This window comes from Rhizobium sp. BR 315 (assembly GCF_050577975.1).
GTDB lineage: Bacteria > Pseudomonadota > Alphaproteobacteria > Rhizobiales > Rhizobiaceae > Rhizobium > Rhizobium miluonense.
The window spans coordinates 58,517-72,299 of record NZ_JARWKZ010000026.1 but is presented as its reverse complement, the minus strand read 5'-3'; the positions used below and the strand labels follow the sequence as shown (position 1 = coordinate 72,299).

The 13,783-nt window shown below is 60.8% G+C and carries 12 protein-coding genes; 6 read left to right on the top strand and 6 right to left on the bottom strand.

The features are described 5' to 3' along the window. Positions 1-91 precede the first annotated feature (91 nt). Positions 92-3,043 (top strand): DNA translocase FtsK, encoded by a 2,952-nt coding sequence (locus QD409_RS22390; RefSeq protein WP_092847021.1) that lies wholly within the window; start codon positions 92-94, stop codon positions 3,041-3,043. Positions 3,044-3,185: 142 nt separating this feature from the next. Here QD409_RS22390 and QD409_RS22385 read toward each other — a convergent pair whose 3' ends face one another. Then, entirely contained in the window at positions 3,186-3,737 is a 552-nt protein-coding gene (locus tag QD409_RS22385; protein WP_092847155.1) for an MOSC domain-containing protein, read from the bottom strand. A 72-nt stretch (positions 3,738-3,809) separates the two neighbouring features. Here QD409_RS22385 and phnF point away from each other — a divergent pair, with 72 nt between their 5' ends. Beyond that, a complete protein-coding gene (phnF, locus tag QD409_RS22380; protein ID WP_430763704.1) occupies positions 3,810-4,544 on the top strand; it encodes a phosphonate metabolism transcriptional regulator PhnF in 735 nt (244 codons plus the stop codon). 4 nt (positions 4,545-4,548) lie between these two features. On the opposite strand, the gene QD409_RS22375 is transcribed toward phnF, so the two are convergent. Genes QD409_RS22375 through QD409_RS22365 form a run of 3 tightly spaced genes read right to left on the bottom strand, consistent with a single transcriptional unit; the run spans position 4,549 to position 7,659 of the window. After that, entirely contained in the window at positions 4,549-5,979 is a 1,431-nt protein-coding gene (locus QD409_RS22375) for an FAD-binding oxidoreductase (protein WP_092847025.1), read from the bottom strand. A gap of 29 nt (positions 5,980-6,008) precedes the next feature. Further along, positions 6,009-6,983 (bottom strand): L-threonylcarbamoyladenylate synthase, encoded by a 975-nt coding sequence (locus tag QD409_RS22370; RefSeq protein WP_092847027.1) that lies wholly within the window; start codon positions 6,981-6,983, stop codon positions 6,009-6,011. Between the two features lie 58 nt (positions 6,984-7,041). Next, positions 7,042-7,659, bottom strand: a complete 618-nt coding sequence (locus QD409_RS22365; RefSeq protein ID WP_092847029.1) for a DUF6656 family protein — start codon at positions 7,657-7,659, stop codon at positions 7,042-7,044. Between the two features lie 98 nt (positions 7,660-7,757). On the opposite strand from QD409_RS22365, the gene QD409_RS22360 reads away from it, so the two are divergent. The 3 genes from QD409_RS22360 to QD409_RS22350 all read left to right on the top strand — a co-directional run bounded on the left by QD409_RS22360 (position 7,758) and on the right by QD409_RS22350 (position 10,917). Next, on the top strand, positions 7,758-8,171 hold the full coding sequence (locus tag QD409_RS22360) for an ACT domain-containing protein (protein WP_092847031.1): 414 nt from the start codon (positions 7,758-7,760) through the stop codon (positions 8,169-8,171). A gap of 410 nt (positions 8,172-8,581) precedes the next feature. Next, a complete protein-coding gene (locus QD409_RS22355) occupies positions 8,582-9,826 on the top strand; it encodes an aromatic ring-hydroxylating oxygenase subunit alpha (protein WP_092847032.1) in 1,245 nt (414 codons plus the stop codon). 2 nt (positions 9,827-9,828) lie between these two features. Further along, complete coding sequence (locus QD409_RS22350; RefSeq protein ID WP_092847033.1) at positions 9,829-10,917, top strand: hybrid-cluster NAD(P)-dependent oxidoreductase; 1,089 nt, start codon at positions 9,829-9,831, stop codon at positions 10,915-10,917. Positions 10,918-10,943: 26 nt separating this feature from the next. Here the strand turns inward: QD409_RS22350 and QD409_RS22345 are convergent, their stop codons facing one another. Next, a complete protein-coding gene (locus QD409_RS22345) occupies positions 10,944-11,948 on the bottom strand; it encodes a glycoside hydrolase family 25 protein (RefSeq protein WP_092847035.1) in 1,005 nt (334 codons plus the stop codon). Between the two features lie 246 nt (positions 11,949-12,194). Between QD409_RS22345 and QD409_RS22340 the strand changes: the two genes are divergently transcribed. Further along, a complete protein-coding gene (locus QD409_RS22340) occupies positions 12,195-12,659 on the top strand; it encodes a BA14K family protein (protein ID WP_092847037.1) in 465 nt (154 codons plus the stop codon). A 68-nt stretch (positions 12,660-12,727) separates the two neighbouring features. On the opposite strand, the gene QD409_RS22335 is transcribed toward QD409_RS22340, so the two are convergent. Then, positions 12,728-13,729 (bottom strand): transporter, encoded by a 1,002-nt coding sequence (locus QD409_RS22335; RefSeq protein WP_092847039.1) that lies wholly within the window; start codon positions 13,727-13,729, stop codon positions 12,728-12,730. Positions 13,730-13,783 lie beyond the last annotated feature (54 nt).

The following is a 13,783-nucleotide window of genomic DNA, read 5'->3' as shown; positions in this document are numbered from 1 at the left end:
TCAGAGGCGTCAGGAAGGAACTTATTAACCATCCTTGCCCTATTCGATTTGAGAAGCCATCGGCAATATCAATGACTGGGTTGCAGGTCTCATGCGTCTTTCCCGAACGACAGTTTCAAATGCGTCACAAGGCGTTCAGCCAGAGGGCGAACTCGACCCGGAACAGGCAGCCGAAGAGGCGCGCCGGGCCGAGCAGATCGCCGCTCGCCGTGCATTCCTGGAAGAGAAGATCCGCAACGCCCGCGAAGCCAAGCGTAGGGCGGAAGAGCAGCGTCGCGCCGAGGAGCTGCGCCGTGCCGAAGAGATAAGGCAGCGGACCGCCGCCGCCCCGAAGCCGGTCGTCGAGGCTCTGCAGGCGACACCCGCGGTAAGCGCTCCGGTAATGCCCGTTTTGCCACAGGGAATCTCTGCGGAAGATCTTGCCTCGCCCGGCTGGCAGAACGCGTTCCTGATGGGGCCGAACGTTCGGTTTACCCGCACACGGGAAAACGAAATCATCAGCCGACGTCCCCCCGTAGAACCTCAGGTCGAGGTGACGCGGCCGGTCTCCGGGCACGCAACGATGCGTCTGATGGAGCCACCGGTCATCGGCTCCACGCCAGCCCTCGTCGCAACCTCGCCGGCGCAGCCTGCCGAGTTCCATTTGCCGCCGCTCGAGGACATGCCTTTTGCGGTAGAGGGTTACATGCCCTCCGTAATTCAGAAATCCCCGGCGAACGAGCCGGACGCATTGGAGATGACTGTTATCGCTACCGCATTTTCGAAGGCTCCGGCGATCGCGCTGGATGCTTCCTCAGTATCGTTGAATGTTCCCGAGTCCGTAGTCGCGCCTGTGGCCGAGTCGCGGCTTGCCCATCTTTCCGATTTCGCCTTCTGGGATGCGATGCCCTTCGACGGCGAATTCGTCTCTGCCGTCAAGGGCGAGCCGGCACAGCCGGTGATGATCCCGCAGCTTCTGGTCGAGGCCGAATCGATCGTTGCGAAATTCCGCGTCGTGGAATGCCGCCGGACGGTTGCAGCCGCAGAGATCCAGCCGGTCGTCGAAATACCTGCTGTGGTCGAGGCCGTTCCCAGCCTTCCTTTGGTGGCCGTCACCACGCCCGACATGGATGAACTCGCCGCATGGGAAGCTGTCGTTCTGGCGCCTGTCGTCGAAGAGATCCCGAAGATTGCCGCTCCGGCTCCCGTCGAGCCACAGGCCGCGACCCTGCCGGAAACATTCGTGCCACCCGCTTTCGTCACCGCCGTCTATGGCGCTGAAGCCCCGCCCTCTGTCGAATCTCGTCCTGCGCCGGTCATGGTCTTGGCACCGATGCCGACCAAGGTCGTAGCGCCTGCGTCGGCAGAACCTGTCGCCAAGGCGGCACCGACCCTTCCGGCCGTCGAAGCTGCCGCCCAGCGTTTGATCGATGCGCCGCCGTCACGGATCTCGCCGCGCCGGCCCGCATCCTTGACGCCGCCCGAGTGGCGCCCGATCGCCCTCAGCGTTGATGGCGAATACGAGCTTCCGCCACGCGAACTGCTGCAGGAACCTGCCATCCGTTCGGGCGTGATCATGACGCAGGAAACGCTGGAGCAGAATGCCGGCCTGCTGGAAAGCGTACTCGAGGACTTCGGCGTCAAGGGCGAGATCATTCATGTCCGTCCAGGCCCGGTCGTCACGCTCTATGAATTCGAGCCGGCGCCTGGCGTCAAATCCTCGCGCGTCATCAACCTCGCAGACGATATCGCCCGTTCGATGTCGGCACTGTCCGCTCGCGTCGCCGTCGTCCCCGGCCGCAACGTCATCGGCATCGAATTGCCGAACGTCAACCGCGAGACCGTCTATTTCCGCGAGATGATCGATTCGCCGGATTTCGAGAAGAGCGGCTACAAGCTGGCGCTTGGCCTCGGCAAGACCATCGGCGGCGAGCCCGTCATCGCCGAGCTTGCGAAGATGCCGCATCTGCTCGTGGCAGGTACCACAGGCTCGGGTAAATCGGTCGCGATCAACACGATGATCCTGTCGCTGCTCTACCGCATGACGCCGGAACAGTGCCGCCTGATTATGGTCGACCCGAAGATGCTGGAACTGTCCGTCTATGACGGCATTCCGCACCTTTTGACCCCCGTCGTTACCGATCCCAAGAAGGCCGTAATGGCCTTGAAGTGGGCGGTGCGTGAAATGGAGGATCGCTACAAGAAGATGTCGCGCCTCGGTGTGCGCAACATCGACGGCTATAACAGCCGCGTTGCCTCCGCCAAGGAAAAGGGCGAGACGATCCACGTCATGGTTCAGACCGGCTTCGACAAGGGCACCGGTGCCCCGATCGAAGAACAACAGGAAATGGATCTGACGCCGATGCCCTATATCGTCGTCATCGTCGACGAGATGGCCGACCTGATGATGGTCGCCGGCAAGGAGATCGAAGGCGCGATCCAGCGTCTGGCGCAGATGGCGCGTGCGGCCGGCATCCACCTGATCATGGCGACGCAGCGCCCTTCGGTCGACGTCATCACCGGCACGATCAAGGCAAACTTCCCGACGCGCATCTCGTTCCAGGTAACGTCGAAGATCGACAGCCGCACCATCCTCGGCGAGCAGGGCGCAGAACAGCTCCTCGGCCAGGGTGACATGCTGCATATGGCCGGCGGTGGGCGCATCTCCCGCGTTCACGGCCCCTTCGTCTCCGACGAGGAAGTCGAGAAGGTCGTGGCACATCTGAAGCTGCAGGGCCGCCCGGAATATCTCGACACGGTCACGGCCGACGAGGACGAGGAAGACGAGGAAGAAGACACCGCAGTCTTCGACAAGGGCGCCATCGCCTCCGAAGACGGTGACGATCTCTACGAACAGGCGATCAAGGTCGTCATGCGCGACAAGAAGTGCTCGACCTCCTACATCCAGCGCCGCCTCGGCATTGGCTATAACCGTGCCGCCTCGCTCGTCGAACGCATGGAGAAGGACGGTCTGGTCGGGCCTGCCAACCACGTCGGCAAGCGCGAGATCATCACCGGCAACCGCAACGGTGGCGGTAATTCGGGCAATGATGATCTCGATTGATTCAATTGGGGGATGATACTGGCTGCGGGCGTCGTGGAGAGTGAGCACCCCCTCTGTCCCTTCGTGACAGAGGGGGTATCAGACGCGCGGCATATTCAGAGCTGATTTCTCCCTATGGGAGCGCATCAGATCGACCTTGATGTCAAACCCGCTCGAGCTTGATATGCGGCAGCGGCGGCAACTCTACACGGATGTCGTCATCAGGTTTGACCCGGCCGCCCTGCGAGACGATGCCCATGATTCCAGCTTTGCGGACCAGGCCGCCATCGGCATCGCGATCGAGTACGGCGTGCAAGAGACCTTTCTGGAAATCGTCGATCTGCTTACAGGGATTGCGCAGCCCGGTGACCTCGACGATCGCCTCGTCGCCGATATGCAGGCTCGTTCCCTGTGGCAGCGAAAGCAAGTCGATCCCTCTGGTTGCAATGTTTTCGCCCATGTCGCCCGGAGTGACGGAAAATCCCTTCTCGGTCAGCTCCTCGAAAAGCTCTTCGTGGATGATATGCACTTGGCGCAGATTGGGCTGGCTTGGATCGACCGCGACGCGTGAGCGGTGTTTTACCGTCACTCCCATATGCGCGTCGCCCTCCACGCCGAGCCCTGTCAGCAGCTGGATATGATCCCGGTTCTGCTTGCTGAAACCGTGCATGTCGCTGCTGCTGACCGCCGTCACATATATGCGCTTGTCGCCCATGCCGAACCCTTCCATAAACGATCCAGATCTTTATAAATTGGTATATACCAATTTCAAGGCGACAGAATTGTGATGGTTGAGAAAAATCGGCAGGGAGAAGGCGTAAAAACCGGTAGCGGCTGGGCGACCGTTGCCGCGGAGCTGCGAAACGCCATTGATGAAGGCAAGCACGCTCCGGGTAGCCGCCTGCCAAGCGAGCGCGCTCTGTCCGAACAGTTCGGCGTCTCGCGGGTGACGATGCGGCGCGCGATTGCCGAGCTGGAGGGGGAGGGGCTGCTGCGCGTGGCGCGCGGAAGCGGCGCCTATGTCCGCGCCGACATGCCTGTTCGCTTCCAGTTGGGTGACAAGGTACGGTTCAGCAAGGATCTGACTGCGACGGATGCTAACCTCACGCGCAAGGTTCTCTCCGCCAGGGAGATTCCGGCCAATGCCGATATCGCTGCGAGGCTGGCTCTGCAGCCAGGCGATGCGGTGCTGGAAATGTGTGTGGTCGCCTATGCCGATGCGCTTCCCGTCTCGGTCGTCATGCGCAGCTGCTCGGCGGAACGCTTTGCCGATCTTGCGGAGAAGTTCGCCGCGACGGGCTCGTTCACAACGGCGCTGAGGGATTACGGCGTGACGGACTACTGGCGTCGCTCCACCGACATCACGGCGCGCATGCCGACAGAGGCTGAGGCGCGCCTTCTGCAGCAATCGCGCCTGACACCGGTGCTTGCCTATGCTGGGGAAGACATCGATGCCGATGGCACGATCATCTCGTGCCAGATCGGCTGCTTTGCTTCCGAGCGCGTCGTCGTAACCGTTTAATATCTCAGACCTTGAGGACCTTCCCCGGATTCATGATCCCGGCGGGGTCGAATGCCGTCTTGATCCGGCGCATCAGGTCGATTTCGATATCGGAGCGGATGGAGGCCAGCTCGTCGCGCTTCAGCTGGCCGATGCCGTGCTCGGCGGAGATCGAGCCGCCATGCTGCAGCACCAGCCCGTGCACAATCTTGTTCATCTCGCGCCAGTGGCCGATGAACTCCGCCTTGTCGGCGCCGACAGGCTGGGAGATGTTATAATGAATATTGCCGTCACCCATGTGGCCGAAGGCGCAGACGCGTGCGCCCGGCATGGCGGCGACAACGGCCCTTTCGGCCTCCGCCATGAATTGCGGGATCTGCGCCACCGGCACGGAAACATCGTGCTTGATCGAGCCGCCCTCCGGCTTCTGCGCGTCCGACATGCTCTCGCGCATATGCCAGATGACCTGCTGTTGCGCCTCGGAGCTGGCGATGGTCGCATCCCGGATCTGGCCCGCTTCGTAACCTTGCTCGAGCAGCGCCGCCATCATCCGCTCGGCCGTCTCGGCGGAATCCGAGGTGGATATATCGATCAGCACATACCAGGGATGCGCCGCCTCCAGCGGATCGCGCACGCCCGGAATATGCCGGGTGGTGAATTCGACGCCGATGCGCGGCATCAGCTCGAAACCGGTCAGCGCCGTGCCGCACAGGCTGGAGGCATTTTTGAACAGTGCCAGCGCGTCATCGACCGACTGCAGTCCGGCAAAGGCGACCTGATGGCCGAGAGGCTGCGGAAAGAGTTTCAGCACCGCGCCGGTGATGACGCCGAGCGTGCCTTCGGCGCCGATGAAAAGATCGCGCAGATCGTAGCCGGTATTGTCTTTCTTCAGTCGGCGCAGGCCGTTCCAGATCTCGCCCGTGGGCAGCACGACTTCGAGGCCGAGGCAGAGCTGGCGCATGTTGCCATAGGCAAGTACGGCGGTGCCGCCGGCATTGGTGGAAAGATTGCCGGCGATGCGGCAGGAGCCTTCGGAACCGAGCGAAAGCGGAAACATGCGGCCATGCTCCGCCGCGGCCTTATGGACATCGGCGAGAATGCAACCGCCGTCGACAACAATCGTATTGCCGACCGGATCGATATCGCGCACCCGGTTCATGCGTTCCAGCGACAGGATGATGTCGGAGCCGCCCTCGCGCGGCGTCTGCCCGCCGACAAGGCCAGTATTGCCGGTCTGCGGAACGATGGCCGTGCCGGTTTCACTGGCGAGTTTCAGGATCGCCGAAACCTCCTCCACCGAGCCGGGCTTCAGCAGCATGGGCGAAGCGCCGTGATAGAGCCCGCGATTTTCCACCAGATGCGGTGCGATCTCGGCGGGGTCCCGCACGGCATGTTTTTCGCCGACGATGGCGGCGAAGCGATCGAGGAGGTCGGAAGAGGGGGCGGAGCTGCTCATGGCGTGTCCTTTGCCGATAGGTCGGGCGATTATTCTCTGGGTGCAGCTGCGCGGCGCAGCCGATCGTTGATGGCCTCGCCGAGGCCCTCGTCAGGAATATGCGAAAAAGCAATCGTCGCAGCGCCGGTGGCATCGGCGCGCTTCATGAAGTCGAAAAGATTTGCGGCGGCTTCCGAAAGATCGCCGCTGGCGCTCAGATCCAGCACGGCAACGGCATTTTCGCTTCCGGCAATATCAGGCATGCCAAAGCGGATCAGCGCCTCGTTTGAGGAGACATCCGTAGCGTCCAGCCGCACCGCTGCCCCCGGTGCATAATGCGAGGCAAGCATGCCGGGCGCCTCGATGGCAGCCGAGGCCTTCTTCTTGCGCTTCAACGGCTTGCCGGCCACTCGCTCGATCTCGCTTGCTGCGAGGCCGCCGGGCCGCAGGAGACGCATCTCGCCGTCCTCGACCTTGACGATGGTCGACTCCACGCCGACGACCGAAGCGCCGGCATCGAGGATCAGCGTGATCCGCTCTCCGAGATCGTCATCGACATGATCGGCACTGGTGGCGCTGATCTTGCCAGAGGTGTTGGCGCTCGGCGCGGCAAGGGGACGGTTGAAGGCGCGGATCAGCTCGCCGGCAAAGCCCTGGGGCACGCGAACGCCGACCGTGTCGAGCCCGGCCGTTGCCAGCGGATGGATGCCGCTTTCTGGCCTGAGTGGCAGCACCAGCGTCAGCGGACCAGGCCAGAAGGCTTCCGCGAGCTTGCGGGAAACGGGGTCGAAGACCGCGTAGCGTTCCGCCATGGCGAGATCGCTCATATGGCAGATCAGCGGATTGAAGCGCGGCCGCCCCTTCGTCTCATAGATACGAGTAATGGCAGCCGGGTTGGTGGCATCGGCAGCAAGCCCGTAGACCGTCTCCGTCGGCAGCCCGATCGGCAGCCCTTCGGCGAGGGTTGCCGTCGCGACGTCGATTGCCGTTTGCGGATGTTCGAGAATGTCTATGTGTCGTGCCATGGCCTGCCTGCTTGCAGTTCAGGCCGTTCTTATGCTTTTCGAGTTTTCGGATCAATCGTCAAAGCTGGCGAATGATGTCGCGAAGCTGTTCGTTGCGGGCGCCCAGCAGGAGAACATTGCGGATGGCGATCTGCGGATCGTGCGTGTGGAACAGCACGCCGTTGCCGCGAATGTCGCGATTGATCGTCAGCTTCTTGTCTTCCGCTTGCCTGTCCGGATGGACAGCGACGGCGAAATACATCCGCGAATATTTCAGGCTGATGTCTTCGAAGAAGTTCTCTTCCTGGCCGATACGGGCAAAGAAATTGGCGATATAGAAGGCCCAGTTCACTTCCTCATACTGCGCGAACTGCGTGCGCGCGGCGGTGACGTGGCAATAGCCGAGATGCGGCGTGTCCTTCAGCGTGTGATGGAAGATGAGCTTGGGGAAGCGGATGGATTTGTGAAAGCCGTTCAGTCGGTCGTGGGTCTTTTCGCCGGCGCTTAGCAGCTTCTGCGCCGTGCGCTCCGCTACCTCTTGGTGAGTCATGTATCGCCGCTCTTCGGCAAGCCAATCTGGCCTGTCACGATTGATGCGACCGGTGCGCAGGAATTCGCTATGCCCCGTCGTCGATACCGCTGGGGCCGGCTCGGGGTCGGCAGGCTTCCCAGTGTCGAAATATCTGAGTTTGGCCATGCCGGGTCTCGCTATAGAGGTCTGGAGACTGCATGATAACTAGCCTGGCTTGAGCCGGGCTTAACTACGCCGCCTGCGAATTCTCGGGGAGATCAAAAATGTCCGGAATAACCGATCTCAAGCTGCTGCTTTCCAGCATGAAGCCGAATCTCATCGAGGGCGAGTTCATCTATTGCAGCGTGCCGGCGTCTGCTCTCGGTGATCATATGAAGCTGGAACCCGTAGGCATTTTCCGAGAACGGGAGGGCGTGACCCTGATCCTTCCTCTGGAAACCGCCCGGCAGGCCGGGCTTCCGACTGCGCCTGCCATGCGCATGATCACGCTCGATATCCATTCCTCGCTGGAGGCCGTCGGTCTCACCGCTGCCTTCGCCACAGCCTTGGGAAATGAGGGTATCAGTGCCAATGTCGTCGCCGCCTATTATCACGACCACATCTTCGTCCCATCGAATGATGCTGACCGTGCGATGGCGGCGCTGCTCGCTCTTTCCGCTGCACAGGCGTCCCATTGAGCGCCCGCGGCCGACGATTCTGTCGCAATTAGAATAAAGCGTCATTGACGAGGTGCCGATCGACGGAAGCTCCCATGCCCGATGGCGTTGCTTAAGAGATTGAATTGCCTTTCTATATTGTCGCAGCGCACAACCGTCTCCACATATGGTTTCGTCTGTCGCCAATTTCGAAGTCGATGTCGCATTGTAGCGGAGCGGCCGATAGGGCCGAGAGCTATGATGATATCAATCTCAAGGTGCCGTCCGTTAGAGAGACGGAGATCCTGGCGACAGGGTGTTCCAGAACCCGGAAATCAGCCTTGGGCAGATATGGTTTATTGGCCGCAGCGGGCGGTCGGACATTGCTTTGGACCGTTCCTGATGGCCATACATGTTCTTCGCTCGTTCCGGTACTGCGCGAGGATAGGCAAATGGATATCAAGAGCAATGTTTTACGGCAATTGAAGAACCGCCGCGAGGGCTTCAGCCTGGAGCAGCCTTTCTATATCGATCAGGATTACTTCAAGCTCGATATGGAAATGATCTACTATCGCGACTGGCTGTTCATCGGCCATGATTGCGAAGTACCGCGCGCCGGCAACTATTTCACGGTTCAGATCGGCGAATATCCGGTCGTCATCGTTCGCGGCCGCGACCAGGTGATCCGCGCCTTCCACAATAGCTGTCGCCATCGCGGTTCGCGCGTCTGCTCGACCGAACGCGGTTCCTCGGCTAAGCTCGTCTGCCCCTATCACCAGTGGACCTACGAACTCGACGGCTCGCTGCTCTTTGCCCGCCAGATGGCGGAAGACTTCGACAAGACGCAATATTCCCTGAAACCCGTGCATTGCGAAAGCGTCGCTGGCTATATCTTCATCTGCCTGGCGCAGAACGCCCCGGATTTCGCCCCTGTCCGCGCCGCGATCGAGCCCTATATGGCGCCGCATCGCATGAGCGAAGCCAAGGTCGCCTTCCAGAGCACCATCATCGAGAAGGGCAACTGGAAGCTAGTCTGGGAAAACAACCGCGAGTGCTACCACTGCGCCGCCAATCACCCCGAGCTCTGCCGCACCTTCCCGGAAGCGCCGACCGTGACCGGCGTGCAGGGCGCGATGAGCGATCCCATCATCCTCGAGCATTGGGCGCGTTGCGAAGCTGCCGGCTTGCCGAGCGAATTCAAGATCTCGTCGGATGGTCAGTTCCGCACTGCCCGCATGCCGCTGATCGAAGGGGCTGAAAGCTACACCATGTCCGGCCAGAAGGCCGTCAAGCGCCAGCTGGCCTCCGACGTGACGATGAACGGCATTGGCACGATGCTGCTCTTCCACTATCCGACCACCTGGAACCACCTTCTCGGCGACCATGCCATTTCCTTCCGCGTGCTGCCGCTCAATGCCGAGGAAACCGCTGTCACCACCAAATGGCTGGTTCATAAGGATGCGGTCGAAGGCGTCGACTACGATATCGAGGAACTGACCCACGTCTGGAACGAAACCAACGATCAGGACCGCCGTATCGTCGAGGAAAATGCCTTCGGCATCCACTCGCCGGCCTACGAGCCCGGTCCCTATTCGGAAATCCACGAAGGTGGTGTCATGCAGTTCGTCGAATGGTACTCGAACTTCATGATCGACCGTCTGCAGGGCGATCAGGCCAAGCTCTCGGCGGTAGCCTGAATATGAGCAAGACCGCCTCGCAACGTCATCGACACCTCGATCAGATGCAGCCCTGGAGCGACAGGCAGCATCTGCTCGAATGCCTCTCCGTCACGCCCGAAGCGCCCGATGTGATGACCTTCACATTCGGACCCGACAAGGACAACTGGTTCCGCTATCTGCCGGGCCAGTTCGTGACGCTTGAGCTGCCGACGACGCCGGAGCCGGTCATGCGTACCTATACGCTGTCGTCTACGCCGTCACGGCCCTTTTCGGTCGCCGTGACGGTGAAGGCGCAGAAGGACAGCATCGGCACGCGCTGGATGTTCGATAACTTGAAGCCCGGCATGCGCATCAAGGCTTTCGGTCCTCTTGGCGATTTCAGCCATATCCGCCACCTCGGCGAAAAATACCTGTTCGTCTCGGCAGGTTCCGGCATCACCCCGATGATGTCCATGACCCGCTACATGGCCGACACGGCACCGCTCTCCGATATCAGCTTCATCAATTGCGCGCGCAGCCCGGCCGACATCATCTTCCATTCTGAGCTGGAATATCTCGCCCGCTTCATGCCGAACCTCAATCTCGGCCTGATCGTCGAGGGCTGCGGCCGCACCGATTTTTGGTCGGGCCTGAAGGGCCGTATCGACAAGGCAAAGATCGCCCTGCTTGCGCCCGATTTCATGGATCGCACCATCTTCTGCTGCGGCCCCGAAGTCTTCATGGATGCCGTTCGTTCCATGCTGGAAGCGCATAGCTTCGACATGTCGCGCTACCACCAGGAGAGCTTCCAGCCGGCGAATGCGGCAACGCCGCTCGCCGAGGTCGCCGACGATGCGTCGACCGAGGCCGCGACCACGATCCGCTTTACCATGGCCGGCAAGGATGTTGCCTGCCCGGCCGGTCAGACCGTGCTTCAGGCCGCGCGTGGCGCCGGCGTGCGCATCGGTGCTGCCTGCGAATCCGGTCTCTGCGGCACCTGCCGCGTGCTGAAGCTTTCGGGCGAGGTGGAGATGAGCCACAATGGCGGCATCCTCGATGACGAGATCGAGGAGGGCTATATCCTGGCCTGCTGCTCGCGCCCGAAGACGGATGTGCAGGTCGAAGCCTGAGTCGATCTCCGGCTTCGCCTGATCGCCTAGAAATCCTGATAGTTCAGCTCATTGATCTCGACCGGCTTGGGTTGCGGGGCCGATGCCGTAACGACAGGGTCGATCAGCAGCGAGACGAGCGTCTGTCGCGCTCCGTCGCAGGTCGCAGCCTGAGCGATCGTCAGGTCGGGTGCCGGGAGCGGCTTGGCTGGCACCAGCTCGCCCTGCGGCCAGATTTTCGCGAGCTGGATCTTCGTCATCGGCACGATGTTGACGTCGATGTCAGTCAGTGTGCCGGGAACGCGGTAGGGACAGTTCTTGTCGGAGCAGTTCTCTGACGAGACGAACTGCCAGATGGCATAATTGTCCCAATTGCCGAGCGGGAAGGTGCCATTCACATCCGGTTTGTAGCGTGCATACCAAAGCGGCAGCCGCGATAGCAGCGGATAGCTATTGCGATGATCCGCAATATATCGCGCCGTGTTGTGATTGGTGTAGAGGATAGGGTAGCGCCCGGTCCTGACCTTGATATGCGCAACGAAGATCTGGGCATCGTCCAGCGACATGAATTGCGTGGCGTCCATACCGTCTATGTCGAGCACCATCAGCTCGTCCGGCTGCGGGTCGGCATAATCAAGAAAATGGTTGGCCTGATCGATCGGATTGCCCGGCCGCCCCAGGTGATAGGCGCCCCATAATAGGCCATTGGTCTTCGCCAGCATGCGGCGCGTCTGATAAAGTTCGCGGCTGATGGCATATTTGCGCCAGATCGTCTTGCAGTGGGCAGGTGTGTCGCCGGCATGATTGCCAGTGCAATTATACGTCGCGGGCAGACCGTCCGAGGCCTTGGAGATGAAGGCGGCGATGCGCTTGTCCTGCAAAAACGCATTCCAGTCGATGGTATTCAGCTCGTAGGCGTCGACGATGAGGGCGTTTTTCGGATCCGTCCAGGGTTGGCTTTCACCAGCCGAAGGCTTCGTGGCCGGCCCCATGAAGGTCAGAACCGTTAGGAAGCTGCAAATCAGGGCGTGGGTCTGCCAGGATCCTTTCATGAAATAATAGTAAGGATTCCTGGTTAATCTTGGGTTAAGGACAAAAACACGATAGGTTCATTGTGGAACCCTCGCATAACTCCTTAAATCGGTAGGGATTTAAGGAACGGAATGAGGTGTTGTCGCGTTTCTTGTTGTTTAGTCAGACGTGCGACGAAGCAGTCGGTTGAATCTTACTCGGGAGGCCTTCCCGATATGAAACGCTGCGCACTTGTGCACAAGTCAAACCAGGGAATGGAGATAAGAATGCTTGGTTTCCGCGCGAGAATTGCGACCATCGCCATGACGGCCGCTGTCACTCTGACAAGCTTTACGCCGTCCTTCGCCATTCAAATGCCCGCCGCACCGATCATGTCCACCGTCGACAAGGCCGCACCTGCCAATGTCGAACAGGTTCAGTGGCGCGACTATCGCGGCGGCTATTATCGCCGCGGCTGGTATGGCGGCTATCGCGGTTATCCGGGCTATCGTCATGGCTATCGCTATTACGACGGCTACTGGTTCCCGCTCGCCGCCTTCGGCGCCGGCGCCATCATCGGCGGCGCGATTGCGAGCCAGCCCCGCTATTATGCCGCTCCGGCTCCGTCCGGCAGCATCAATCCGCGCCACGTCGAATGGTGTGCAGACCGCTATCGCTCATACCGGGCTTACGACAATACCTTCCAGCCGAATTATGGCCCACGCCGGCAGTGCTATTCGCCCTTCTATTGAGCGAGATCCCTGAATGATCGATAGAGGCCGCCCTGCATATGCCGGGCGGCCTTTTGCATATCCCGATGTCAGAGAATGTCGACCCGTTTCAGCAGCCACCATGCCAGCAGGATGGAGGCGACGATGAAGCCGACGGCATAGCCGGTGCCGCTCGCACCGCCGGCAAGCGGCAGGCCCGATGTGTTCATGCCGAAGAAGCCGGTCACCAGCGTCGGCGGCAGCAGAAACGCAGTCATGATCGACAGGACATAAAGATGGCGATTGATCTCGGAGGAGAGCTTCGCGCCGATTTCTTCGTGCAGCAACCTGGCGCGCTCCTGCAGCGCAAAGACATCGTGATCGACCGCTTCCAGCCGTCCGCTCAAACGCGCGGCCACATCCTCGAATCCGAGCGGCATCTCCTCATCGTCCGAGGCGGCGGCATGGCGCATCAGCGACAGGACCGTGCGCAAGTGGCGGTGCAGCCGCACGATCGTCCGTCGAACGGACGGAAGCCGCGTGCGTTCGTCGCGAGACGTGTTCCCATGGACGAAGTCTTCGATCAGGTTCAGCTCTTCGCTGATCTCGATGACGACGGAAATCAGGGTGCGCTGGAACTCGACGACCAGCAGCTCGAAAATATCCAGTGGCCGGGAAAATCTGGTGGCGTTCTTCTCGATCAGCACGCGAGCCCGGTCCAGGCTGCGAAGCGGCTGCAGGCGGCTGGTGATGAGCATGCGGTCGGTCACAACGAAGTGCAGCCAGCCGATATCGCGCGTATCCTGGGCGAAATCCCGCTGGAAGTCGACGAGCGTGCCGAAGAGCATCTGATCGTCGACGGTGAGCGTCGCATGGCTCTCGTGCGTCGTCAGGGCGATGCGAGCGGCTTCGTTTAGTCCGGGCGCATCCTCGAGGAAGGCCGGCACACGCGCGTCGACGAGATTGAGATGCAGCCAGAGAAACCCTTCTTCGCTGAAGAGCGTCGAGCGATCGGTGTCATCAGGCAGTCGTTCCGGCTTGGTCGAGCCGGGACGGAGACGATAGGCCCAGACGAAACCCGGTATTGTGGTAGCTGACGTGAGCGTGTTCATGGAGTTGTCGTTCGCATTGTCTGAACAGTTGCCTTAGTCTTCGTTCATGACGGT

Bases quoted from the DNA above. Each gene is read 5' to 3' on its own strand.
- QD409_RS22390 (WP_092847021.1), top strand. From the start codon at position 92: ATGCGTCTTTCCCGAACGACAGTTTCAAATGCGTCACAAGGCGTTCAG.
- QD409_RS22385 (WP_092847155.1), bottom strand. From the start codon at position 3,737: ATGGGCGACAAGCGCATATATGTGACGGCGGTCAGCAGCAGCGACATG.
- phnF (WP_430763704.1), top strand. From the start codon at position 3,810: ATGGTTGAGAAAAATCGGCAGGGAGAAGGCGTAAAAACCGGTAGCGGC.
- QD409_RS22375 (WP_092847025.1), bottom strand. From the start codon at position 5,979: ATGAGCAGCTCCGCCCCCTCTTCCGACCTCCTCGATCGCTTCGCCGCC.
- QD409_RS22370 (WP_092847027.1), bottom strand. From the start codon at position 6,983: ATGGCACGACACATAGACATTCTCGAACATCCGCAAACGGCAATCGAC.
- QD409_RS22365 (WP_092847029.1), bottom strand. From the start codon at position 7,659: ATGGCCAAACTCAGATATTTCGACACTGGGAAGCCTGCCGACCCCGAG.
- QD409_RS22360 (WP_092847031.1), top strand. From the start codon at position 7,758: ATGTCCGGAATAACCGATCTCAAGCTGCTGCTTTCCAGCATGAAGCCG.
- QD409_RS22355 (WP_092847032.1), top strand. From the start codon at position 8,582: ATGGATATCAAGAGCAATGTTTTACGGCAATTGAAGAACCGCCGCGAG.
- QD409_RS22350 (WP_092847033.1), top strand. From the start codon at position 9,829: ATGAGCAAGACCGCCTCGCAACGTCATCGACACCTCGATCAGATGCAG.
- QD409_RS22345 (WP_092847035.1), bottom strand. From the start codon at position 11,948: ATGAAAGGATCCTGGCAGACCCACGCCCTGATTTGCAGCTTCCTAACG.
- QD409_RS22340 (WP_092847037.1), top strand. From the start codon at position 12,195: ATGCTTGGTTTCCGCGCGAGAATTGCGACCATCGCCATGACGGCCGCT.
- QD409_RS22335 (WP_092847039.1), bottom strand. From the start codon at position 13,729: ATGAACACGCTCACGTCAGCTACCACAATACCGGGTTTCGTCTGGGCC.